The following is a 23,711-nucleotide window of genomic DNA, read 5'->3' on the forward strand; positions in this document are numbered from 1 at the left end:
ATCTCAATCACATCGTACCGACCCTCTCATCGAGGACCCCAGTGATGCGTGCCACGATCAAGCTGAAACTCATCGTCACCTTTTCGGTGCTGACCCTGCTGCTGCTCGCCGTCGTCGGCGTCGCGATCACGCGGATGGGGGCGCTCGACGCCGCCATGGCTGAGGTGCTCGACGGGCCGACCAAGCGCGCGTTGCGCTCGCTCGCGCTCAACGACGCGCTGGGCGACGTGATGCGCATGGAGAAAAACATGGCGATGACGACCGACGACGCGCTGACGCGTACGTTCGACGAGCGGCTCGGCCAGGATCGCGCGCGGGTCGAGCGGCTGATGGCCGAGGGGCTGGCCCAGGCTTCGGAGGAGAACAGGCCGCGCTGGGGTCGGCTGCAGGACGAATGGGCCGCGTACAAGGCGGTCAACGACCGCATCCGTGCGCTCGCCCTCGCCAATCAGAACGCGGAGGCGGCGCGGCTGTCACTCGGCGCGGCGCTCAAGCTCGGCGACGAGATCACCCAGACGAGCGACCAGATGGTCGCCGCCAATCGCGCCTCGATGCAGCGCGCCGAACAGGACACCGACGTGCTCTACGCCCGGTCGCGCCGGACGCTGATGGCGACCGCTGCGGTGGCGGTGGCGGTGGCGGTGGCGGGGACGGTGTGGATCGCGCTGCTGGTATCGCGCGGGTTGCGCGCCGCCTCGACCGCGATCGAGGCGGTGGCGCTCGGCGACCTCGACCAGGACGTGCGAGTCTCGGGCAACGATGAGATCCGCGACCTGGTCGAAGCGGTCAACCGCATGACCGCCAACCTGCGCGGCACCGCGGCGCTGGCCGATTCGATCGCGCGCGGCGACCTGACGGTGGAGCACGTGCCGCTGTCCGAGCGCGACCGGCTCGGCCAGGCGATGGTGGCGATGGTGGCGCGGCTGCGCGGCGTAGTGGGCGACGTGAGCGGCGCGGCGGCGCAGGTCGCGGGCGGCAGCCAGGAGCTCTCCTCGGCCTCGGAGCAGGTGTCGCAGGGGGCAACCGAGCAGGCCGCGGCGGCGGAGGAAGCGTCCGCGTCGATGGAGCAGATGGCGGCCAACATCAAACAGAATGCCGACAACGCCACGCAGACCGAGAAGATCGCGCGCCAGTCGTCGCAGGATGCCGAAATCAGCGGGGCGGCGGTCCAGAGAGCGGTGGGGGCGATGCGTACCATCGCGGAGAAGATCGGCATCGTGCAGGAGATCGCGCGACAGACCGACCTGCTCGCGCTCAACGCCGCGGTGGAGGCGGCGCGCGCGGGCGAGCACGGCCGCGGCTTCGCGGTGGTGGCGGCGGAGGTGCGCAAGCTCGCCGAACGCAGCCAGGCCGCGGCGGCGGAGATCGGCGCGATGTCGAGCGACACGGTCGCGGCGGCCGGCGACGCGGGCGAGATGCTTACCCGGCTGGTACCCGACATCCGCCGCACCGCCGAGCTGGTGGCGGAGATCAGCGCGGCGTGCCGCGAGCAGGACCTCGGCGCCGGACAGATCAACCTCGCGATCCAGCAGCTCGACCAGGTGACGCAGCAGAATGCCGGCGCCGCCGAGCAGATCTCCACCACCGCCGACGAACTCGCGGGCCAGGCCGAGGAGCTCCAGCAGAGCATCAGCTTCTTCCGCACCGATCAGCAGCGGCCGAGCGCAGGCGCACCGCGCCGGACGTCACGCGCAGCGGCCGCGCCGCCGTCGCGGGCGGCCACGCCGCCGCATCGCGCCGGCGATCCGGCGCGGTCGCGCGGCTTCGCGCTCGATCTCAGCAGCGGCGGTCCCGATCGTGAGGACGCCGACTTCGGTCGCGCGGCATGAGCGCGACGGGCGAGCTCCAGGTCGTCGTCTTCGCGCTGGGCGACGAGCAGTTCGCGCTGCCGGTCGGCGAGGTGCGCGAGATCCTCGACCATCACGCGCCTTTCCGCGTGCCCCATGCCCCGGCGTGGCTGCTCGGCCTCACCGACGTGCGCGGCGCCTCGGTGCCGGTGATCGACCTGCGGCTGCGCCTCGGGCTGGCACCGGCCGCGGTCACGCCGATGACGCGCGTGCTGGTGGTGGAGGTGACGCTCGCCGAGCGCGCCGCGGTCGTGACGCTGGGGCTCACGGTCGATCGCGTGCTCGACGTGCGCGGCTATGCCGCAGCGGCGATCGAGCCGCCGCCCGAGCTGGGCGTGCGCTGGAAGGCCGAGCATCTGCGCGGCGTGCTGCGCCGCGACGGCGGCTTCGCCATCCTGCTCGACCTCGCCAGCATCTTCTCGAGCGACGCCGATGCCGAGCTGCTGATCGATACCGCGGAGGAGAGCGGCTGATCTCCGGCACGAGGGATGGCAACGACTTCGCGCGCGCGCGGACGGGCAGGGCGAGGCGACCCTCTATCATGGAAGCATTCCGGCCCATCGCCGGTCGCCCTGCCGCGGAGCCGATCGAATGAAGCGACTGATCGAAGACCTACCCATCGCGCGCAAGCTGTCGTTCGGCATCGGCGCGATCCTGCTGCTGACACTGGTCGGCGACGCGGCCGTGTTCGTCCAGACGCTGAGAGCACGCACGATCGGCGAGGAGAACCGTCGCTATTCCGTCCTGATCGGCGACGTCTCGGAGATGATGCAGGCCGTGACCGATCAGGAGACCGGCTATCGCGGCTATCTGCTCGCGGCCGATCCGGGCTTCCTCGATGCCTATCAGCGCGGCGGCACCGACCTGGATCGCGCCTCGCTCGCCGCTCTGTCCGACGCCGGTGGCGTGGTGAACTTGCGGGCGCAGGTGGAGAGCGTGCGCGGTGCGGCGGCGCGCTGGCGCGAGACGGTGGCGGAGCCGGGAGTCCGGCTGATGGCGGACCCGCGCACGCGCGAGCGTGCCCGCGCGATCGAGCGCGGCGGCGCCGGCAAGCGCCTCTTCGACGAACTGCGCGCGCGCTACGGCGCCGTTGCCAGCACCCTCCGCGCCCTGCGTGCCGAGCGGCGCCGCCAGCAAGACACTCTCTTCGTCGCCGTCCCGCTCGAGATACTCGCCAGCGCGCTCGCCAGCGCGCTGATCGCTTTGCTGGTCGTCGTGGTGCTGTCGCGCACCTTGGCGCGGCCGGTCACTGCGGTGCAGGAGGAGCTGGCGACGATCGCCGACCCGATCGACACCGGGCGCCGCGACGAGATCGGGCAGATGCAGGGCAGTGTGCGCGCGGTGCGGGAGGCGATCGGCGCCGTCTCGGCGACGCTGCGCGCGGTGTCGGTCGGCGAGACGAAAGTCGGCGTGGCGCGGCGCTACGGCGGCCTCAGCGACCAGCTCGCCGACGACATCGACCTGATCCGCCGCAACATGCAGGTGATCGCGCGGATCGCCGATCAGGTCGCGGGCGGCGACCTCACCGCCCGGCCGACGCCACAGTCGGACTCCGACATCCTCGGCCAGGCGCTGGTGACGATGCTGGCCGGGCTGCGCGCCACCGCGACACTGGCCGAGGCGGTGGCGACGGGCGATCTCACCATCGATCATCGCGCGCGCTCGGAGCAGGATCAGCTCGGCCGCGCGCTGGCGACGATGATCGAGCGGCTGCGCGCGATCGTCGGCCACGCCGTGGCGGCGGCCGAGCGCGTGGCCGGTGACAGCCAGCAGCTGTCCGGCGCGGCCGAGCAGGTGTCGCAGGGGGCGACCGAGCAGGCCGCGGCGGCGGAGGAAGCATCCGCCGCGATGGAGCAGATGGCGAGCAACACGCGCCAGAACGCGCACAATGCCGCGCAGACCGAGAAGATCGCGCGCCAATCGGCCATCGACGCGGAGGCGAGCGGCGCGGCGGTGCAGACGGCGACCCGGGCGATGCGCGCGATCGCGGAGAAGGTCGGCATCGTGCAGGAGATCGCGCGCCAGACCGACCTGCTCGCGCTCAACGCCGCGGTGGAGGCGGCGCGCGCGGGCGAGCACGGCCGCGGCTTCGCGGTGGTGGCGGCCGAGGTGCGCAAGCTCGCCGAGCGCAGCCAAGACGCGGCGGCGGAGATCGGCGCGATGTCGGGCGAGACGAGCGAGGCCGCCACTGCCGCCGGTGAGATGCTCGGCCGACTCGTTCCCGACATCCGCCGCACCGCCGAGCTGGTGGCGGAGATCAGCGCGGCGTGCCGCGAGCAGGATCTCGGTGCCGGCCAGATCAACCTCGCCATCCAGCAGCTCGATCAGGTGACGCAACAGAGCGCCAACGCCGCCGAGCAGATCGCGGCGACCGCCGACGCGCTCTCCGCCGAGGCCGATGCGCTGCGTCGCGACCTGACCTATTTTCGTGTCGACACCGACGGATCGCAGCCGATCACGCGGGCCGTCGCCGCCGCGCGGCCGAACAGCGGTGACGAGCCGGCTGTGCTCGAGCGCTCGGGGGCAGCGCCCACCGCGCGATCGAAGCGCTCGCTGAAGGCAGGCGCGCTCGTCGACTGGCTCCGCCAAGCGCGCGGTTCGGCGCTCGACCTCGCCGGCGACAACAGCGCGGCGGAAGCCGGATAGGTCGTGCGGCGTCGTCATATAAAAGGGGCGGGGACCGGTTCGGCCGCCCCTCGCTCTTCAACACCTCGGACCCAGGCGACGCTCGCGCCGCCACGATGGTCGAGTGTCTGCTCGTGGGATTGGGTATGCGTGCGACGATAAAGTCGAAGCTGGGGCTAACGTTCGGGATCATCATCGCGCTTCTTGCGAGCATCGTCACCGCCGGCGTGTCACGGCTGACGATGTTGAACACGGCGATCGGTGAGGTGATCACCGGGCCGGCGCGACAGCTCGAGCGCGCGCTCACGCTCGACGGCGAACTCGGGCGCCTGCTGAATGCTCAGAAGGACGTCATCCAGTCGAACGACAAGGATGTCGAGCAGCGCGACAATCAGGTGGCGTTAGCAGCGGCCGGCAAGATCGATGCTCTTCTCGACGACGGCACCGCGCATGCCTCACGGGAGGGGTCACCGCTCTGGCGCGCGGCACGAGCGGAGTGGGAGCGCTACAAGCCGCTCGACGAGCAGATCCGTGCCCTCGGCATGAGCGGCCGCGACCGGCAGGCGGGTGCGTTGAGCGCGGCGGAAGGTCAGCGCGCGACCAAGCGGCTGGCGCATGTGTTGGCGGAGCTGGTCAAGCTTCAGCGCGACCGGATGCAGGTGGTCGATCAGGAGACCGACTCGGCCTTCGATCGGGCGCGCTCGCTGCTGCTCATCGCCGCGGGTGCGGCGCTGCTGAGCGCGCTCGTGGGCGCGGTGTGGATCTCGCGCCAGATCAGCGACGGGCTCGGCCTCATCCGAGACGGAGTCGCGGCGATCGCGCGGGGTGACCTGACGGCGCGCATCACCACTCGCCACGACGATGAGATCCGCGCGGTCGCCGATCACGTCAACGGCATGGCGCGGCTGCTCGGCCAGACGATCGCGGCGACGGCGCGGGCCTCGGAGCAGGTCGCGGCGAACAGCCAGCAGCTCTCCGCCGCGTCGGGGCAGATGTCGCAGGGCGCGACCGAGCAGGCGGCCGCAACCGAAGAGGCGTCCGCCTCGATGGAGCAGATGGCGGCGAACATCCGCCAGACCGCCGACAATGCCGCGCAGATGGAAGCGATCGCGCGCCAGTCCGCGCGCGACGCCGAGGAGAGCGGCGCGGCGGTCCGCGACGCGGTCGGCGCGATGCGCACCATCGCGGCGAAGATCGACATCGTGCAGGAGATCGCGCGCCAGACCGACCTGCTCGCGCTCAACGCCGCGGTGGAGGCGGCGCGCGCCGGCGAGCACGGCCGCGGCTTCGCCGTGGTGGCGGCCGAGGTGCGCAAGCTCGCCGAGCGCAGCGAGGCCGCGGCCTCGGTGATCGGGGCGATGTCGGGCGAGACCGCTGCCGCCGCGACGAAGGCCGGCGACATGCTCGCGCGGCTCGTACCTGACATTCGCCGCACCTACGACCTGGTCGCGGAGATCAGCGCCGCCTGTCGCGAGCAGGACCTCGGCGCGGCGCAGATCAACCTGGCGATGCAGCAGCTCGATCAGGTGACGCAGCAGAATGCGACGTCGTCCGACCAGATCTCCGCCACCGCCGAACTGCTCGCAGAGGAGGCCGAACGCCTCACCCGCGAGATCGCCTTCTTCACGCTCGCCGAGTCGGGGGCGGTTGAGCCAGCGGCGGCACGCCGCGAGCGCCCGGCCGGATCGAAGCCGTCCATGGTGACCCGAGCGCTGCGGGCCGCGGTGCCGCCCCGCGGCGTCGCCATCGCGCTGGCCGACGGGCCGGGCCGCGGTGTCGAGCGCGTGTTCCCCGCATGACCGTGCCGAACCGGTCGTCGGAGTGCCTCGCCGCGCGGCCGGAGGCTCGCGTCGGCACGATCGCACCGCGTCCCGCACCGGATGACCGACTGTCGCGCCGCGACTTTGCTCGACTGAGCGCGTATATTCTCGAGCAGTCAGGTATCCGGCTGCCCGACGGCAAGACGACGATGCTCGAGGGACGGCTGCGCCGCCGCGTCCGCGCCACCGGCCACGCGAGCCTGGCGGACTATTGTGCCACCTTGTTCGAGTGCGGCGGCCTGCCGGCCGAGCGCGAGCATCTGCTCAACGCGGTAACCACCAACAAGACCGACTTCTTTCGCGAGCCGCGCCACTTCGATTATCTCCAGGCCGAGGTGCTGCCGCGGCTGCGCGACGCCGGCGTGCCGCGGCTCCGCGTCTGGAGCGCGGGCTGCTCGACCGGGGCGGAGCCTTACACGCTGGCGATGCTGCTCGACTCCTTCGCGATCGATCACGGCGGGCCCGATTACGGCATCCTCGCGACCGACCTCGACACCGAGGTGCTGGCAGTGGCGCGCCGCGGCGTGTTCCCGACCGCGCAGCTGGATCCGGTGCCGCCGCTGTTGCGCCAGCGCTATCTCCACCACGCGCTCGATGGCCGGGACGAGCTGCGCATCGCGCCGGAGCTGCGCGCGGCGATCGGCTTCGCGCCGCTCAACCTGATCGAGCAACATTATCCGGTGGGTGCGCCGATGCACCTGATCTTCTGCCGTAACGTGTTGATCTATTTCGAGCGCGATACGCAAGTCGCGGTGGTGCGCCGGCTCGCCGACTGCCTCGCGCCGGGCGGGCTGCTGTTCCTCGGCCACAGCGAGTCGATCGCCGGGTTCGATCTCCCGCTGGTGCCCGTCGCGGGCACCGTGTTCGCGCGGGCATGAGCACGATGCGCAAAACCCGCGTCCTCGTGGTCGACGACAGCGCCAGCGTGCGGCAGGCGATGATCGCGATCCTCACTGCCGACCCCGAGCTGGAGGTGACGACTGCCAGCGACCCGTTCGTCGCGGCGCGGCACATCCGGCAGGTGGTGCCCGACGTGATCCTGCTCGACGTCGAGATGCCGCGGATGGATGGGCTGACCTTCCTGCGCAAGCTGATGGCACAACGACCGATCCCGGTGGTGATGTGCTCATCGCTGGTGGAAGAGGGTTCGGAGACGCTGCTCCAGGCGCTGGAGGCGGGGGCGGTGGACGTGATCCTGAAGCCGCGTCTCGGCGTGGTCGAACATCTCGCCGACGCGCACGTGCAGATCCGCGAGACGGTGAAGGGCGCGGCGCGTGCGCGGCTGCGCGCCCGGCCGAGCGCGCGGAACGTGCCCGACGGGCCGCAGCGCAAACTCTCCGCCGACGCGGTGCTGCCACCCCCGAGTGGCAACGCGATGAGTCGTACCACCGAGATGGTCGTCTGCATCGGCGCCTCGACCGGCGGCACCGAGGCGCTGCGCGAGGTGCTGGAGGCGCTACCCGCCAACGCACCGGGCATGGTGGTGGTGCAGCACATGCCCGAGCGTTTCACGCGCGCTTTCGCCCAGCGGCTCGACTCGCTCTGCGCGGTCGACGTGCACGAGGCCGCCGACGGCGACACGGTGATGCGCGGCCGCGTTCTGATCGCGCCGGGCGGGCTGCGTCACACGTTGCTCGAGCGGCACGGCGCGCGCTATGTCGTCGCGGTGCGCGAGGGCCCGCTGGTGTCGCGCCATCGCCCCTCGGTCGACGTCCTGTTTCGCTCGGCCGCGCGCAACGCCGGCGCCAACGCGGTGGGCGTGATCATGACGGGCATGGGGGACGACGGTGCGCGCGGGCTGCTCGAGATGAAGCAGGCCGGCGCGCGCACGATCGCGCAGGACGAGGCGACCTCGGTGGTGTTCGGCATGCCCAAGGAAGCGATCGCGCGCGGCGCGGCCGATCGCGTGGTGCCGCTAGGGCGGATCGCCCGCGAGCTGCTCCAGGCCACGGCGCGCTGAGCCAGAGGAGGAAGGATGCTGGTAGCCCCGATCACGCCCGATCGCGATCTCACCCCGATCGAGCAGCTCGTCGACGGGCTGAACGCGCTCGCGGGCGGGCTGGAGGGGCGCTTTCGCGGGGTCGGGGAGACGCTCGCCGCCGCGATCGATACGATCGACCGGATGGCCGGCGCGCTCGACGAGGTGCAGCGCGCGCTCGCACCCGAACGCGCTGGCGCCGCGGTGGCCGAGCTGCGCGCCGCCGCGGCGCGGCTCACCGCGCTGCCCGAGACGCAGCGCCGGCGCGCCGAGGATGTCGCGGAGCTGACCCAACGCACGCGCGCGCTGCGCGCACTGCTCGCGGAGATGGGCGAAGTGATGCGGCTGCTCGGCTGCTACGGCATGAGCATCAAGATTGCCTCGGCGGGCGAGCCCGCCTTCTTCCAATTCGTCGCGGTGATGCAGGCCAAGCTGGACGGCAGCGAGCAGCAGCTACGCCGCTTCGCGCAGGAGCTCGAGCGCTTCGGGCGGATCGTCGCCGACGTGCAGGCGACCGACGCGCGGCTCGCCGGGGAGTGCGCCAAGGTGGGCGCGCAGGCGCCGGCCGAGCTCGCCGCCAGTGCCGACACGCTCGAGGCGCAGCTCGCCGCGATGACGCGTATGGCGCACGAGGTGAGCGCGATCACCCGCACGGTGCAGGGCGAGGTGGCGCGCGTGCTCGGCGCGATCCAGATCGGCGACAGCGTGCGCCAGCGGGTCGAGCATTGCGTCGCGGTGCTACGGGTGATCGATCCGTCGGCGGGGATCAACGGCGAACGTCCGGCGCCCCCGCCACGCGGCGCGGTGGCGCATGTCGCGCGGCTGATCGCGGCGCAGATGCGCGCGATCGCGGACGACTTCCGCCACGAGAGCATCGCGTTGCTCGACTCGCTCGCGCGGCTCGGCCCGCTCGCGGCCGAGCTGCTCGCGCTGGTGGAGGCGCAGGCGGCGCGAGGCGCGGAGAGCACGAGCGAGGCCGGCGGTGACGGCGGCGCGCTGCTGCGGCTGGAGCAGGGCATCGCCGCGCTGGGGGACATTACTGCGCGGCTGTTCGATACCGACGAGCAGTCGGCGATGCTGGCGGCCTTCGTCGAGGAGACCGTGGTCGATCTCGGCCGCGGTCTGCAGGCGATCCGCGCAGTGACGCTCGACGTGCAGGACATCGCGATCAACACGCGACTGCTCTGCCGGCGCCACGGCGACATCGGTCGCGCGGTGGCGGTGATCGCCAGCGAGGTCGACCCGTGTGCGCGCAAGCTGGAGCGGCTGCGCGGCACCGTGGTGGAACAGATCGCGGCGCTCGGCGGCATCGCCCTGGGCGGCGACCGTGCGGCTGCCGGCGGCGACGCGCGCGCGACGCTGCGGGACGCGCTGGCGGTGGTGCGCGCCGCGTGCGAGCGCTCGGATGCGGCGGTGGCCGGGAGCGGCGACGAGGCGCGCCGGATCGTCGCGGCGCTGGAGCACAGCGTCGAGGAATTGCACGAGCAGCAGATGTTCATCAGCGCGCTCGAGGCCGCGTCGGGCTCTCTCCACGATTGTACCCAAGGGCACGCGACGCTGAGCGATGCCGATAAGGCCAGCCTGCGTGACCTCATGCCGTGGATCGCCGGGCTCTACACGATGGCGCGCGAACGCGAGATCCACGCGACCTTCCTGCTGCCCGGCATGACGATGCGGACGAGCGAGGCGGTGGCGCCCGAGGAGGACGGGGACGGCTTGTTCTGAGTCGCGGCGGAACCCGCGGCGTCGACGCGGCTTGGGGGGCTAATCCCCTGAGACGAGGAACCGACGATGACTCAGCAGGCCACTCTCTACCGCATGGTGCTGCCCGACCATGTCTGTCCGTTCGGCGTGCGCGCCAAGGCGATGCTGGAGCAGGCCGGATTCGACGTGGACGATCAGATCCTGGCAACCCGCGACGCGGTCGATCGGTTCGAGCATGAGCAGGGCGTCGAGACCACCCCACAGGTCTTTATCGCCGGCGAGCGCGTCGGCGGCAGCGACGAGCTGGAGCGCTGGCTCCAGCGCCGCTGAGCGCGACGCCGGTCGGGTCGGCGGGGGCGCGTTGCCCCCACTGTCCTCCTCAGTGGCCGATCGCCTCGCGGACCTTGTCGGCGGCCTTGGCGAGCAGGCCCTTCTCCGCCTCTTCGGCCTCTTCCTTGGTGCGGAACGCGGCGCCCTCGGGCTCGGCGGGCGGTGCGTAGACCGAGAAGAGCTTGAGCTCGCCGCTGCCCTTGTTGACGATATTGTGCTGCGCGCCCTTCGGCACGACGACGAGGTGGTTCGGACCGGCCTTGGTAGAGTGACCGTCGATCACCACCTGCGCGTCGCCGGCGACGATGAAGGTGGTCTGGTCGGCGGGGTGGGTTTCCATGCCGATCTCCTCGCCCGCCGGGATGCTCATCAGCACGATCTGCACCTTGGCGTCGCGGTACACTTCCTTCTGCCAGAGCTCGTTCTTCGACGCGAGCTCGACCATGTCCTTGTTGAAGATCGTCACGGGATCGTCCTTCCTTGATGTCTCGTGGAGCCGGACGTTCGAGCCCGGCAGAGCGTTCCCGTGGCTCAGCCGCGCCGGCGTGCCCGCGTCGGCAGCACCAGGCGCTCGATGAAGTTGCGGATCTCGGTCGAGCGGGTCGCCGCGTCGATGACCTGCGAGTCGAGCCCGAGCCGCCAGGCGAGGTCGCGCCGCTCGGGTGCTGCGTGCAGCGTCTCGACCAGCTCGGCCTGTGCGGCGACGTCCACCTCGTCTCGCGCGAGCCGGTGCTCGATCAGGTCATCGGCCTGGCGGCGCAAAGCGGCGGCGACCTCGCCCAGGTCGATCTCCGGATGATATTGCACGCCCCAGAACACGCCGTCGCCGTGGCAGATCTCGGCGGCTTGGACCGCGGTCACCGCGTTGCCGGCGAGTAGCGTCGCGCCCGCGGGCAGCTCGGCGACCTCGTCGGTATGGATCGCGGGCGCGTCATAGGCGGGCGGCCGGCCATGCAGCAGCGGATGGTCGCGCCCCGCCGTCGTCGGCGCGATGCGGCGCGCGAACCCGGCCTCGCGGCGCTCACCCATCGCGCGCACGCGGCCACCCGCCGCGACGACCGCGACCTGCAACCCCGCGCACGAGCCGAACGACGGCACGCCAGCGCCGAACACGTCGCGCATGAAGGCGATGATGCGGCGGCACTCGGGGCTGTCGTCGTAGAGGTGCAGCGGCGAGCCGGTGAGGAAGACCGCGTCATACTCCGCGATCTCAGCGATGCCGGGCGGCGTCGCGCCGTCGTCGGCGGGCGTGATCCGGGTGATCGTCGCGCCCGGCGCAATCGTCTCGAGCAGCGCGGCATAGGTCTCGCCCGAGCTGCGCCCGACGCTGTCGCGTCGATGCGCGCGTGCGTCGGGCGGCTCGCTCTCGGCGACCAGGAAGGACAAAGCGGCGACGAGTAGATCGGACACGGGGCGCTGGAACGAGCCGGCGGGCGATCGGCTCCGCTCGTCAATGACTTAGCGCGAGCGCCCGGTCAGCGCGGCGACGATCTCGCTCTCCGAGGCGACATGATCCTCGATGACGCAGCGAAAGCCCAGCCCGGGCATGCCGTGGTCGCTTGGCACCCTGGCCTGGGCGACGGTGAGTCCGTCGAGCGCGCGGGTGAGCCGCTCCGTGCTCGTGACGACATGCGGGTGCGGCTCGAGATGGCGATAGCCGCCGGTGGTCGCGACGACCCGGCCCTCGGGATCGACGATCGAGATGGTCGCGCGCGCGGCGCGATTCATCACCCCGATCAGCTCGGCCACCTGGCCCTCGAAGTCGAACTCGAGGTAGCAGATGCCGGTGATCACGCCCTCGCACACCACCGGCGCGACATAGATCAGCACCTTGCGATCGTTCGACCAGGGATTGACCCAGACCTCGTCGGTGACCCAGCCCGCCGTCGCGCCCCCCGACAGCACCCGGCGGAACTGCGCGAACTCGGCGAAATGGACGTCGCGCACCGCCATATTCTCGTGCGCGCAGACCCGCACCTTGCCCTCGGCGTCGACCAGGAAGGCGTTGAGGAAATACGGCGAATAGCCGAGCAGCGCGCGCAGCCGTTCGAGCGCCCGCGTCTCGGCGCGGGGATCCTTGTCGAGCAGCAGACTCTCGCGGATGGCATGGTCCGAGGCGAGGAAGCGCACGTCGACCGAGCGGTCGTGCAGCATTCGCGCCAGCGCGTCGGCGATCGACTGCGCCAGTTCTCCCAGCCGCCCGCCCTCGAGCTCGCTGACCAGCTCCGCCGCGATCTCGCTGCCCTGACGCAGTCGACCGAGCAGTTCCTCGCGGAAGGCGTGCGACGAGCTGCTCGCCTGCGCCGCGAGCGATTTCACCTCCTGTGCCACGATTCCAAAGCCGCGGCCCGCCTCACCCGCACGCGCCGCCTCGATCGCCGCATTGAGCGCGAGCAATTTGGTTTGCGCCGCGATCGCCTCGGAGCGGTCCGCGTGCGCGCGCACCTCGGTGCTGAGCGATCCTAACAGCGAACGGATGCGACGCGGCATGGTTATTCCCAGATGGAGCGGGCGGTATAGGCGAAGAGCGTGAACCCGGGGTAACTCACCTGTGTCAAGCGCTCACGCCGCTCGCGACGCCACCTCCGGCGTTGCGCCAAATCGTTTTCGCTGCTCCGCCCGAAGGCTACTTGCGCATCATTGATCATACTTAATGCGTATAATGTGAGAGAACGTTCACATCATAGCTGTTCCCGCCGCGGTTTGACGCTTGACAGTGCGAGGACTTCCACAGATTAAATCAATTTGATTGACGTATCGCCGTAGAGCGCGTTGTTCAGGAGGGGATTTATGAAGGGGCTCAATGGGTTGAACGCGAGCCGCGCGAAGCTGCTCGCCGCCGTGTCGCTGGTCGGGCTGCTCGGCCTGCCGCTGGACGCACTGGCGCAGACCGGCGCCGGTACCGCCACCGGGGACGCGGCGACGACCGATCCCGACCGCGTCGCGGCGCCCGACCAGGCCGGTGAGGAGCCCGCCGATATCGTCGTCACTGGCATCCGCGCCTCGCAGGCGCGCGCCATCGAGGTGAAGCGCAACGCCGACAGCGTGGTCGAGGCGATCAGCGCGCAGGATATCGGCAAGCTGCCCGACGTCACCATCTCCGACTCGCTTCAGCGCATCCCCGGCGTGCAGATCCGCCGCGACGCGGGCGAAGGTGCCGCGGTCAACATCCGCGGGCTGCCACAGGTGACCACGCTGCTCAACGGCGAGCAGTTCCTCGGCGCCAACTCGGTGACGACGGTGCAGCCGAACTTCACCGACATCCCGTCGCAGCTCTTCTCGGGCGCGACCGTGTTCAAGTCGCCGACCGCGTCGCTCCAGCAGGCGGGCCTCACCGGCACGATCGACCTGCTGACGCGGCGCCCGTTCGACCTCAAGCAGGGCCTTACCTTCTCGGCCGCGGGCGAGGGCCAGTACGGCGACAAGACCGAAAAGTGGAATCCGTCGTTCAACGGGCTGATCGCCTTCCACGGCGATCGCGTCGGACTGCTCGTCTCGGCGGCGTACAGCGACCTGACGCTGGCCAACAGCTTCCGCGGCATCCAGGATTATGGCGTCGCGCTGCGCAACGAGTCGGGCAGCGCCACCAACCAGGGCGACTTCGCGGTTGGCAACAACGGCGTCAGCCGTGGCACCCCGGTGCGCAACGCCGCGGGCGCGATCGTCGGCTACGACGTTAATGGTGACGGCGACGCCAACGACGCCTTCATCACGCCGCAGTCGCACACGGCATGGAACCGCATCACCGATCGCCAGCGCTTCGGCGCCAACGCGTCGCTGCAGTTCGAGATCAACGACGCGCTGCGCCTCACTGCGGACGGCTTCTACACGCGCCAGACGCAGTACGACCGCACCGCCGGCTTCCAGTTCCAGAACGTCGACTGGCTCTCCTCGCCCTTCTCGCCGACGAAGTCGCGCGACACCGGCGCGGTGGTCAACGGCTTCGACGTCAACACCGTCCAGCAATATACCTATAGTCTGCCGAGCTTCGACAGCTACTCGGAGACGTTCCGCACCAAGAGCGAGTCGCAGAACTACAACCTCCAGCTCGACTGGAAGCCGAGCGACACGTTCAAGGCGACCGTGCGGGGCATCTACGGCAAGGCCTCGCGCAACCGTGATCAGTCGTACACTCAGTTCAGCCTGACCAACGGCCGCCAGTGGGGCTATCAGCCCGACGGCAGCGCCAATCCGGGCGGCCAGCAGATCGGCGGCCTCGGCAACTACCCCGCCTCGATCGGCGGCGACCGCCAGTTCAATCCGACCGGTTATCAGGTCTACAGCCCGACCGCGACGATCGACTATTCCAGCGGCGCGCCGGTGTTCGGCTTCTCGCCCGACTTCCTCGCGCAGGCGAGCGACCCGTCGCGCTACGGCCTCAAGACGATCTCGTCCGAGGGCAACGTCTACCAGAACGGCGACATCTGGGCGCTGCGCGCCGATGGCGAGTGGCAGGCCAACGACCAGCTCAAGATCGCGTTCGGCGCGCGCTACGGCGAGCGCAGCGTGGAGCAATACACCTTCGACCGCGCCTCGCCCTTCTACGCCGGGAACACCGACAACCCGCAGAACCCGGCGGCGGGCTGCCTGGTCAAGTGGAAGGCGTTCGACGTCAACCTCAACGACAACTCGTGCTCGGTGCTCGATCCTGCCGGTCGCGCCTATACCGCGGGACTCACCCGCCAGGCGACCGACCCGATCTTCGCGGGCCTGATCAAGCAATATGCGCTGCCTGCCGCGGGCACGCCCGCGCTCTACGCGCTCGATCCGAAGGCGATGGACGACAGCGAGGCCTGGCAGAACAAATTCTACCCCGGCAGCGTCAACATCGTGAACCCGGCGCTGTCGTTCAACGTCAACACGCGCCAGATCTCGGGCTATGCCCAGGTCTCCGGCGAGGGCGAGCTGCTCGGCATGGCGTTCCGCGCCAACGGCGGCCTGCAGGTGGTCAACACCCGCCTCAACGTGCGCCAGAACATCCTCGGCGCGCCGCAGCCCTACGGCGTCTCCGGCGTGGACGCGGGTGACGTCGTCACCGAGCGTCAGTTCACCGACTTCCTGCCGTCGATCAACATCGCCTTCGACGTCACCGACAAGCTGCGCGCCCGGGCCGCTTTCTCGAAGACGATGACGCTGCTCGACTTCCAGCAGTGGGGCGGTGGCCTCAACGTCGGCTATGCGATCAACACGCAGATCTCGCCGCCGCGCTTCGAGGCGCAGACCGCGGACTCGCTCGGCAACCCCAACCTCAACCCGTGGCGCGCCACCAACGTCGAGGCGAGCCTCGAATATTACACCGGCCGTTCGAGCCTGGTCGCGGCGGGTGCCTTCTATATCGCGGTCGACAGCTTCATCGATCGCACCACCGAGCTGCGCAGCGACATCCCGGACAATGACGGCGTGATCCGCCGCCAGGTCGTGACCAACACCTTCCGCCAGGGCGAGGGCGGCACGCTCAAGGGCATCGAGCTCTCGGCGCGCCAGTCACTGGCCGATTACGGCGTCAACGGGCTGTTCGGCGGCTTCGGCGTCGACGCCAACTACACGCTGTCGCTGGGCGACGCGGGGCTCGTCGACCTGGCGGGCAACAACCAGCCCTTCCAGGACAATTCGAAGCACCAGATCAACGCGGCGCTCTGGTTCGAGAAGTACGGGTTGCAGGCGCGCGTGGCCTACAATTACCGCTCGAAGCGGCTGGTGTCGTCCAACTACGGCGGCATCGTCGGGCTCGCGCAGTACCAGGCGCCGACCAACTATCTCGACGCCTCGATCTCGTATGACGTGACGCCGTTCCTCACGCTCTACGGCCAGGCCTCCAACCTGACCGCCGAGACCGAGCGTTACTATCTCACGTGGCCGGACCAGGTGTTCAACGAGAACATCTACGAGCGGCGCTTCATCGCCGGCGCGCGCGTCCGCTTCTGATCGCCCTGGTCACCGCTCTTGCCCTCGGGCAGGAGCGGTGGCGGGTGAGGGACGCATCATGACGCACGCACCGATCCGCTCGATCACGATCGTCGGCGGGGGGACCGCCGGCTGGATGGCGGCGACCTGGCTGGCGCGGCGCTTCGCGCACCTTCGTCTTGTTATCACCGTCGTCGAGAGCGCCGCCATCGGCACGGTGGGCGTCGGCGAGGCGACCGTGCCCGCGATCCGCGACTTCCTCGCCGCGGTCGAACTCGGCGAGGCCGAGGTGCTGCGCGAGACCGAGGGCACGATCAAATACGGCATCCGCTTCCGCGACTGGCAGCGCGACGGCCACGACTTCTTCCATCCCTTCGGACTGTACGGCGTGGCGGCGCGCGGCGTCGCCTTCCACCATTATTGGCTCAAGCTGCGCCAGGCGGGGGATCCGACGTCGCTCGGCGCCTATTGCGTCGCGACCCAGCTGGCCGAGCGCAACCTGTTCCTGCCCCCGACCGAGCGCCCGGCGAACGACCTCGGCGTGTTCAACTTCGCGCTCCACTTCGATGCCTCGAAGTTCGCCGCGCTGCTCAAGCGGCTCGCGCTGGCCAACCATGTCCGCCACGTCGAGGGCCGCATCACCGAGGTGCTGCGCGACGGCGAGCGCGGCGCGGTCAATGCGGTGCGGCTGGAGGACGACACGCGCGTCGAAGGTGACCTCTGGATCGACTGTTCGGGCTTCCGGAGCCTGCTGCTCGGCGAGGCGATGGAGGTGCCGTACGTCGACTGGCGTCGCTGGCTGCCGTGCGACCGTGCGGTGGCGATCCCGTGCCGCGCGTCGGGCCCGCACCGCCCCCTCACCACCGCGACGGCGCGCCCGGCGGGGTGGCAGTGGCACATCCCACTGCGCCACCGCACCGGCAACGGCTATGTCTATTGCTCAGATTTCGCGAGCGACGACGAGGCCGAGACGCTGCTGCGCGAAAGCCTGGAAGGTGAGCCGCTCGCTCCCGCCAACCGGCTGCGCTTCACCGCGGGGCATCGCGCGCGCTTCTGGGAGAAGAACGTCGTCGGGCTCGGCCTCGCCTCGGGCTTCCTCGAGCCGCTCGAGTCGACCAGCATCTCGCTGATCCAGTCGGGCCTCGACCGGCTCGCCCCATTGTTCCCCGACCAAGGCTTCGACCCACGCCTGGCGGCGACCTACAACCGCCAGTCAGTGCTCGAGTTCGAGCGGATCCGCGACTTCCTGCTGCTCCACTACCTTCCCAACCGGCGCGAGGGCGAGCCCTTCTGGGATGCGATCCGCGCGGTGCCGCCGACCGACGGGCTACAGGCAAAGCTCGACGCGTGGCGCGCTGCGGGCGAGTTCGTGCGACGCGAGTGGGACACGTTCCAGGACGCGAGCTGGCTCAGCCTCTACGCCGGCTTCGACGATCTGCCCGCACGACCGTCGCCGCTGGCGGACCAATATGATGTCGCGACGCTAACCGACAGCCTGACGCGGATGCGCGAGGCGATCGCGGGCACGCTGCGGCTGGCCGAGCCGCATCAGGATTTCCTCCGCCGCGTCGCGGGCGGGGGGCAGTGACAGCGCGCCGCGGCGCCAACCGGGAAGAGGGACGATGGGGGCGAACATGAGGCGGGCGGCCTGGCTGCTGGCGGGGACCGGGCTGGCGCTGGGCGCGACGATTGCCGCGCACGCCGACGTGCCGGGCAACGGCGGGCCGTACAACGTGCGCAGCCTCACCGGCGGCATCGGGATCGAGCGCCCGCTCGCGCGCGCCGACGCGCTGGTCGCGGCGGGTGCGCCTTACACGCTGAGCGCCTGGGTGCGCGCCGACTCGGCGCAGGACGCCGCGGTCACACTGATCGCGCTCGGCGCCGCGCCGACTCAGCGCGCGCTGCTGCTCGACCGCGGCCGGCTGGTGCTGCGTGACGGGTCGGGGGTGGTCCGCGGGCCGGCGCTGACCCCGGGCAAGTGGGCCCATGTCGCCGCAGTCTCGGACGGCGCACGCGCGACGCTCTACCTCGACGGGCGCCGCGTCGGCGGTGGCGCGGCGCGTGCGACCGCGGTGACGCCCGTGATCGCGATCGCGCCGCCCGGCGCGGCGCATTACGGCGGCCAGCTCGTCGGCGCGACCGCGGAGAGCGGCGCGATCGACGCGCGCGCGCTCGCCGCGGCGGCGCGTGCGCGCCCCGACTTCGACACGGTGCAGATGACCGAGATCGGCGTCGGCTGGCCGTTCCAGAAGACCGCCAATATCGGGCTCACGGTCCAGCAGGACGCCTGGACGCTCCCCAGGTCGCGCGCCGACGCGACGACCCCGCCGGTCGCCAAGCCCGTGCCGCAGCGGCCGGTCATGCAGCCGACCGCGCCGGGCCACTGGCAGCTCAACGGCTGGCAGCTCGCCGCCGCGCCCGAGGTAGCCGGTGACGGCGCCGCACTGTCGCGCCCCGGCGCTGCCAAGGGTGACGTGTGGCGCGCCGCGACCGTGCCCGGCACCGTGCTCCAGACGCTGGTCGACCGCGGCGTCTACCCGGACCCCTATTACGGGCTCAACAACCTCCAGATCCCCGAGCGACTGGCCCGGCAGGACTATTGGTACCGCACGCGCTTCACCGTGCCGCCCGAGGCGGCGGGCAAAAGGCTGACGCTCGTCTTCGGCGGGATCAACTATGCCTCCGAGGTGTGGGCCAACGGCGAGCGGCTCGGGACCACGCGCGGCGCGTTCATCCGCGGCCAGTTCGCCTACACGCCGGTGGCGGGCGAGAATGTCGTGGCGGTGCGCGTCTCGCCACCGCCGCACCCCGGCATCCCGCACGAGCAGTCGGTCGCCGCGGGCGTCGGCGAGAACGGCGGCCAGCTCGCGATCGACGGTCCCACCTTCGTCGCGACCGAGGGGTGGGACTGGATCCCCGGTATCCGCGACCGCAACACCGGCATCTGGCGCCCGGTCGAGCTGGTCGCGACCGGCGCGGTCAAGATCGGCGACCCGCACGTCGTCACCGACCTGCCGCTGCCGCGCACCGACAGCGCCGACGTCTACGTCACCGTGCCGCTCGACAACGCCGGCGCTGCGGCGCCGGTGACGGTGCGCGTCGCCTTCGACGGCGTCACGGTGGAGCGGCAGGTCACCGCCGCGCCGGGGCACAGCGAGGTCGCCTTCACCCCGCGCGACTTCCCGCAGCTGCGCGTCGCCAACCCGCAGCTGTGGTGGCCCAACGGCTATGGCGAGCCACACCTCTACGACGTCACCTATCAGGTGAGCGACGCCGCGGGCGTATCCGACCTGCGCAAGGGCCGCTTCGGCATCCGCGAGGTGAGCTACGACCTCTCGCTGTTCGATCCCGCCGGGGCGCTGCGCCGAGTCAACGTCCAGACCACCGACGGCGCGCTCGCGGGCACGAAGCTGATCGACGTGCGCCACGCCGCGATCAAGGAATCGCCGCGCGGCTGGGCCGAGTCGCTCACCCCCGCCGGCGCGACCTCCAGGGCGGTGACGCCGATCACCGAGACCCTGCCCGAGCCGCACCTCACGCTGCGCGTCAACGGCGTGCGCATCGCCGCGCGCGGCGGCAACTGGGGCATGGACGACGCGATGAAGCGCGTGAGCTACGACTGGCTCAAGCCCTTTTTCCGGCTTCAGCGCGAGGCGCACATGAACGTCATCCGCAACTGGATGGGCAACAACGACGAGGAGGAGTTCTTCGATCTCGCCGACGAGAACGGCATGATGGTGCTCAACGATTTCTGGCAGTCGACGCAGAACTTCCAGGTCGAGCCCGACGACCCCTCGCTGTTCCTCGCCAACGCGCGTGACACGATCGCGCGCTACCGCAACCATCCCTCGATCGTGCTGTGGTTCGGCCGTAACGAGGGCGTGCCGTATCCCACGCTCAACGAGGGGCTCGACCAGGCGGTGTTCGAGCTGGACGGGACGCGCTGGTTCACCGGCAGCTCGAACGTGGTCAACCTGCAGGGGTCGGGGCCGTACAATTATCGCCCGCCGGTCGGCTATTTTACCGATCTCGCCACCGGCTTCTCGGTCGAGACCGGGACGCCCTCGCTGTCGACAGCGGAGTCGATCGCCAGCTACGTGCCCGCCGCCGACCGCTGGCCGCTCGGCGACGTGCTGGCCTATCACGACTGGCACGTCAGCGGGAACGGCGACACCAAGACCTTCACCGCGACGCTGGAGCGGATGTTCGGCGCGGGCACCAGCTTCGCCGACTTCGAGCGCAAGGCGCAGATGATGAACCTCGAGACGCACAAGGCGATGTACGAGGGCTTCCTCGGCCATCTCTGGAGCAAGAACTCGGGGCGGCTGCTGTGGATGACGCACCCGGCGTGGCCGTCGAACGCGTGGCAGATCTACTCCTGGGACTATGACACGCACGCGGCTTACTATGGCGCGAAGAAGGCGACCGAGCCGCTCCACGTCCAGCTCAACCTGCCGGGCAACGAGCTGGTGGTGCTCAACACGACGCAGACCGCCGCGTCGGGGCTGACCGCGCGCGTGCGCGTGGTCGGGCTCGACAATCGCGAGCTGTTCGCGCGCGAGGACCGGGTCGACGCCGCGGCCAATGCGGCGACGACGCTGGCGGCGGTGCCGCTCGACCGGCTCTTCGCCGAGCACCCGATGGTGCTGGTTAAGCTGGTGCTGAGCGACGCCGCGGGGACGACGGTGTCGGAGAATGTCTACTGGCGCGGTCGCGACGAGGGCGCCTATCGCGCGCTCAACGAACTCGCGCCGGTGGCGCTGGAGACGTCGGTGGCGAGCGCGACCGAGAGTGATGATCGGGTCGTGCGGGTGACGCTGAGCAACGACGGCGCCGTGCCCGCGCTCAACGCCAAGCTCACGTTGGTCGACGCCGCGGGCAAGCGCGTGCTGCCGGCCTATTACGACGACAATTATGTCGCGCTGCTGCCGGGGGAGAAGAAGGTGATCGCGATCCGCTATCCCGCGCGCGGCGCGACCGCGGCGGCGGTGACGCTGGCGGGCTGGAACGTGCGCGAGAGCAAGGTGGCGGTGAAGTGAGGCGTGCGCTGCTCGCCGCGCTGGCGCTGGTGGGAATGGCGGCGGCTGCCGCAGCGGGAGCGGCCGACCTCGACGGTCGCGGGCCGAGCGAAGGCCGTCTTTCCTCGCCCTTGCGTCATCCCGGACTTGTTCCGGGATCCACGTCGCCGCGCACCTACCGAGCCGTGGACGTGCGGAACGGTGGATCCCGGACCAAGTCCGGGATGACGGAGGTGGGGATCGGGCGCTCATCGCCGACATCGACGGACACCGTGTTCATGCACACGCAGGAACCCGGCGCCGCGAACGCCGGCGCTCGTGACCCTGGACTCCTGCGTCCGCAGGAGCACGCCGCGGCCCCCGTTGCGCGCACCAGCCTCGGCAACGTGCGCGGCACCAGCGCGGGCGGACACCTCGTCTTCCGCGGTCTCCCCTATGCTGCGCCGCCGCTCGGCCCGCGCCGCTTCGCCCCGCCGGCGCCGCCCGCGCGCTGGCCGGGCATCCGCGACGCCGCCGCGCCGGCCGCCGCCTGCACCCAGCAGGATTACACTTGGAACCGCGCCGATCACCTTCACCAGTCGGAGGACTGCCTGACGCTCGACGTCGGCACCGAATCGCTCGCCGGCCGTCGCCCCGTGCTCGTCTGGATCCACGGCGGCGCCAATTACGCCGGCTCGCCCGGCGACATGGCCGAGTCGCCGATCGTCGCGCGCGGCATCGTCATGGTCGGCGTGCGCTACCGGCTCGGCGCGCTCGGCTTCCTCCATCACCGTAGCGCCGGCGGCGGCAACCTCGCGACCCAGGACCAGATCGCGGCGCTGCGCTGGGTCCGTGAGAATATCGCGCGCTTCGGCGGCGACCCCGACCGGGTCACGATCGCGGGCGAGAGCGCGGGCGCACAGGATGTCGGGCTGCTCGTCGCCGCGCCCGCCGCGCGCGGGCTATTCCGCCGCGCCATCATGGAGAGCGGCACGCCCGGCTTCGGCCTGCCGTGGCGCTCGCGCGAGGAGGCGCTGCGGCTCGGCGACCAGGTCGACGACGCGCTCGGTGCACGCGGCGACGCCGACGCGATGCGCTCGGTCGCGGCCTGGCCGCTGCTCGTCGCGGGCGAGACGACGCATGACCAATTGCTCACCGACGACAGCTATCGCTGGCTGCGCACCACCGTCGACGGCACCGTCTTTCCCGCGGCGCCCGACCGGCTGCTCGCCGCCGCCCCGGATGTCGACGTGCTGATCGGCACCAACCGGATCGAGCTCGACCTGCCCGGCGGGCACACCCGCCGCGACGCCTTCGTCGCGCTGAGCTACCCCGGCCACGAGGCGGAGGCGCGGCGCTTCTACCGGCTCGACCAGCCCGAGCCGCGCGCCGACCCGGCCGATCGCGACGGCACGCGCGACCAGCGCATCGCCACCGACGCGACCTTCCGCTGCCCGGCGCAGCGCTTCGCCGCGACGATGCGGGGGCGCGGCGGCAAGGTGTGGCGCTACCTGTTCGACGGCAGCGCCACCGGCGCGCCAACCCGCCACGCGCTCGAGATCCCGTTCATCTACGCCGACCAGCCGCTCGGCCGGCTTCACCTGATCGACTATTGGGCCAATTTCGTGAAGACGGGCGACCCGAACGGCGCCGGCCTGCCGAGCTGGCCCGTGGCCGACGCGGCGCAGACCTTTCTCGCGCTCGACGCGGCCGGCGCGCGCGCCGCTGTCCCACCTGCCAATGACGTGTGCAACTGGGGAGACTCGCTGTGATCGATCGTCGCGCCGCGCTGCTGGGAGTCGCCGGTGGTATCGCCGCCGGGGCGCTCGCCACACCTGCCGCGGCGGCGGACGACGCCGCCGAGCGCCGGCTCCACGAGGACTGGCCGTGGCTCGGCCGCTACGCCGCGGACAACCGCCGGCTGATCGAGGCGCGTGCCAAGGTCGGCATCGTCTTCCTCGGCGACTCGATAACGGAGGGCTGGGGCAGCAAGCGGCCGGGCTTCTTCACGCCGGGGCGCGTGAACCGCGGCATCGGCGGGCAGACCACGCCGCAGATGGTGCTGCGCGTGATGGCCGACGTGGTCGCGCTGCGCCCGCGCGCGCTCCACCTGATGGCGGGCACCAACGACATCGCGGGCAACACCGGGCCGATGACGCCGCAGCAGACGCGCGACAACGTCACCGCGATGATCCAGCTCGCGCGCGCCAATCGGATCGAGGTGCTGCTCGGCGCGATCCCGCCCGCGGCGAACTTCCCCTGGCGACCGGGGCTGGAGACGGTGGCGCCGATCCGCGCTTTCAACGCCTGGGCCCGCGAGGCCGCGCCGCGGCTGGGCGCGCGCTTCGTCGATTACACGCCCGTGCTGGCGGATGCGGCGGGCGGGATGCGCGCGGGGCTGGCCTATGACGGCGTCCACCCGACCGAGCGGGGCTATGACGCGATGGCGACGGTGATCGAGCCGGTGCTGCGCGGGTTGAAGCTGTAGCAAGGTGTCCGGCTGGCG

Annotated in this window: 16 protein-coding genes; 13 read left to right on the plus strand and 3 right to left on the minus strand. The window is 71.0% G+C overall.

The features are described 5' to 3' along the window. Window positions 1–44: 44 nt before the first annotated feature. The 8 genes from KZ820_RS10665 to KZ820_RS10700 all read left to right on the plus strand — a co-directional run bounded on the left by KZ820_RS10665 (window position 45) and on the right by KZ820_RS10700 (window position 10,304). Window positions 45–1,829 carry a methyl-accepting chemotaxis protein gene (locus KZ820_RS10665; RefSeq protein WP_219748623.1) on the plus strand — a complete coding sequence of 595 codons (1,785 nt, stop codon included), beginning with the start codon at window positions 45–47 and terminating at the stop codon, window positions 1,827–1,829. After that, window positions 1,826–2,320, plus strand: coding sequence for a chemotaxis protein CheW (locus KZ820_RS10670; protein ID WP_219748624.1), 495 nt, complete (start codon window positions 1,826–1,828; stop codon window positions 2,318–2,320). The genes KZ820_RS10665 and KZ820_RS10670 overlap by 4 nt, the downstream gene beginning before the upstream one ends. Before the next feature lie 118 nt (window positions 2,321–2,438). After that, window positions 2,439–4,493, plus strand: a complete 2,055-nt coding sequence (locus KZ820_RS10675; RefSeq protein WP_219748625.1) for a methyl-accepting chemotaxis protein — start codon at window positions 2,439–2,441, stop codon at window positions 4,491–4,493. Window positions 4,494–4,618: 125 nt separating this feature from the next. Beyond that, window positions 4,619–6,271, plus strand: a complete 1,653-nt coding sequence (locus tag KZ820_RS10680) for a methyl-accepting chemotaxis protein (RefSeq protein ID WP_258048085.1) — start codon at window positions 4,619–4,621, stop codon at window positions 6,269–6,271. Between the two features lie 89 nt (window positions 6,272–6,360). Then, window positions 6,361–7,170 carry a CheR family methyltransferase gene (locus KZ820_RS10685; protein WP_258048111.1) on the plus strand — a complete coding sequence of 270 codons (810 nt, stop codon included), beginning with the start codon at window positions 6,361–6,363 and terminating at the stop codon, window positions 7,168–7,170. A 5-nt stretch (window positions 7,171–7,175) separates the two neighbouring features. Then, entirely contained in the window at window positions 7,176–8,252 is a 1,077-nt protein-coding gene (locus KZ820_RS10690) for a protein-glutamate methylesterase/protein-glutamine glutaminase (protein ID WP_219748628.1), read from the plus strand. Window positions 8,253–8,267: 15 nt separating this feature from the next. Continuing rightward, window positions 8,268–9,995: a hypothetical protein gene (locus tag KZ820_RS10695; RefSeq protein ID WP_219748629.1), complete on the plus strand. Its 1,728-nt coding sequence runs from the start codon at window positions 8,268–8,270 to the stop codon at window positions 9,993–9,995. Window positions 9,996–10,061: 66 nt separating this feature from the next. Next, window positions 10,062–10,304 carry a glutaredoxin domain-containing protein gene (locus tag KZ820_RS10700; RefSeq protein WP_258048086.1) on the plus strand — a complete coding sequence of 81 codons (243 nt, stop codon included), beginning with the start codon at window positions 10,062–10,064 and terminating at the stop codon, window positions 10,302–10,304. A gap of 49 nt (window positions 10,305–10,353) precedes the next feature. Here KZ820_RS10700 and KZ820_RS10705 read toward each other — a convergent pair whose 3' ends face one another. The 3 genes from KZ820_RS10705 to KZ820_RS10715 all read right to left on the minus strand — a co-directional run bounded on the left by KZ820_RS10705 (window position 10,354) and on the right by KZ820_RS10715 (window position 12,794). Then, window positions 10,354–10,770, minus strand: a complete 417-nt coding sequence (locus tag KZ820_RS10705) for a cupin domain-containing protein (RefSeq protein WP_219748630.1) — start codon at window positions 10,768–10,770, stop codon at window positions 10,354–10,356. Window positions 10,771–10,835: 65 nt separating this feature from the next. After that, window positions 10,836–11,714 (minus strand): type 1 glutamine amidotransferase, encoded by an 879-nt coding sequence (locus KZ820_RS10710; protein ID WP_308462196.1) that lies wholly within the window; start codon window positions 11,712–11,714, stop codon window positions 10,836–10,838. 48 nt (window positions 11,715–11,762) lie between these two features. Further along, a complete protein-coding gene (locus KZ820_RS10715) occupies window positions 11,763–12,794 on the minus strand; it encodes a cache domain-containing protein (RefSeq protein ID WP_219748631.1) in 1,032 nt (343 codons plus the stop codon). A gap of 300 nt (window positions 12,795–13,094) precedes the next feature. On the opposite strand from KZ820_RS10715, the gene KZ820_RS10720 reads away from it, so the two are divergent. From KZ820_RS10720 to KZ820_RS10740, 5 genes are all read left to right on the plus strand, one after another. Then, window positions 13,095–16,229 (plus strand): TonB-dependent receptor, encoded by a 3,135-nt coding sequence (locus tag KZ820_RS10720; RefSeq protein WP_219748632.1) that lies wholly within the window; start codon window positions 13,095–13,097, stop codon window positions 16,227–16,229. Between the two features lie 58 nt (window positions 16,230–16,287). Further along, window positions 16,288–17,796 (plus strand): tryptophan halogenase family protein, encoded by a 1,509-nt coding sequence (locus KZ820_RS10725; RefSeq protein ID WP_219748633.1) that lies wholly within the window; start codon window positions 16,288–16,290, stop codon window positions 17,794–17,796. 46 nt (window positions 17,797–17,842) lie between these two features. Beyond that, window positions 17,843–21,247, plus strand: coding sequence for a glycosyl hydrolase 2 galactose-binding domain-containing protein (locus KZ820_RS10730; protein WP_258048087.1), 3,405 nt, complete (start codon window positions 17,843–17,845; stop codon window positions 21,245–21,247). A gap of 257 nt (window positions 21,248–21,504) precedes the next feature. Further along, on the plus strand, window positions 21,505–22,977 hold the full coding sequence (locus KZ820_RS10735; RefSeq protein WP_219748635.1) for a carboxylesterase family protein: 1,473 nt from the start codon (window positions 21,505–21,507) through the stop codon (window positions 22,975–22,977). Then, window positions 22,974–23,693 carry a GDSL-type esterase/lipase family protein gene (locus KZ820_RS10740; protein ID WP_308462197.1) on the plus strand — a complete coding sequence of 240 codons (720 nt, stop codon included), beginning with the start codon at window positions 22,974–22,976 and terminating at the stop codon, window positions 23,691–23,693. Before KZ820_RS10735 ends, KZ820_RS10740 begins: the two co-directional genes overlap by 4 nt. Window positions 23,694–23,711 lie beyond the last annotated feature (18 nt).

The organism is Sphingomonas citri, assembly GCF_019429485.1.
GTDB classification, from domain to species: Bacteria; Pseudomonadota; Alphaproteobacteria; order Sphingomonadales; family Sphingomonadaceae; genus Sphingomonas; species Sphingomonas citri.

Bases quoted from the DNA above. Each gene is read 5' to 3' on its own strand.
- KZ820_RS10665 (WP_219748623.1), top strand. From the start codon at position 45: ATGCGTGCCACGATCAAGCTGAAACTCATCGTCACCTTTTCGGTGCTG.
- KZ820_RS10670 (WP_219748624.1), top strand. From the start codon at position 1,826: ATGAGCGCGACGGGCGAGCTCCAGGTCGTCGTCTTCGCGCTGGGCGAC.
- KZ820_RS10675 (WP_219748625.1), top strand. From the start codon at position 2,439: ATGAAGCGACTGATCGAAGACCTACCCATCGCGCGCAAGCTGTCGTTC.
- KZ820_RS10680 (WP_258048085.1), top strand. From the start codon at position 4,619: ATGCGTGCGACGATAAAGTCGAAGCTGGGGCTAACGTTCGGGATCATC.
- KZ820_RS10690 (WP_219748628.1), top strand. From the start codon at position 7,176: ATGCGCAAAACCCGCGTCCTCGTGGTCGACGACAGCGCCAGCGTGCGG.
- KZ820_RS10695 (WP_219748629.1), top strand. From the start codon at position 8,268: ATGCTGGTAGCCCCGATCACGCCCGATCGCGATCTCACCCCGATCGAG.
- KZ820_RS10700 (WP_258048086.1), top strand. From the start codon at position 10,062: ATGACTCAGCAGGCCACTCTCTACCGCATGGTGCTGCCCGACCATGTC.
- KZ820_RS10715 (WP_219748631.1), bottom strand. From the start codon at position 12,794: ATGCCGCGTCGCATCCGTTCGCTGTTAGGATCGCTCAGCACCGAGGTG.
- KZ820_RS10720 (WP_219748632.1), top strand. From the start codon at position 13,095: ATGAAGGGGCTCAATGGGTTGAACGCGAGCCGCGCGAAGCTGCTCGCC.
- KZ820_RS10725 (WP_219748633.1), top strand. From the start codon at position 16,288: ATGACGCACGCACCGATCCGCTCGATCACGATCGTCGGCGGGGGGACC.
- KZ820_RS10730 (WP_258048087.1), top strand. From the start codon at position 17,843: ATGAGGCGGGCGGCCTGGCTGCTGGCGGGGACCGGGCTGGCGCTGGGC.
- KZ820_RS10735 (WP_219748635.1), top strand. From the start codon at position 21,505: ATGCACACGCAGGAACCCGGCGCCGCGAACGCCGGCGCTCGTGACCCT.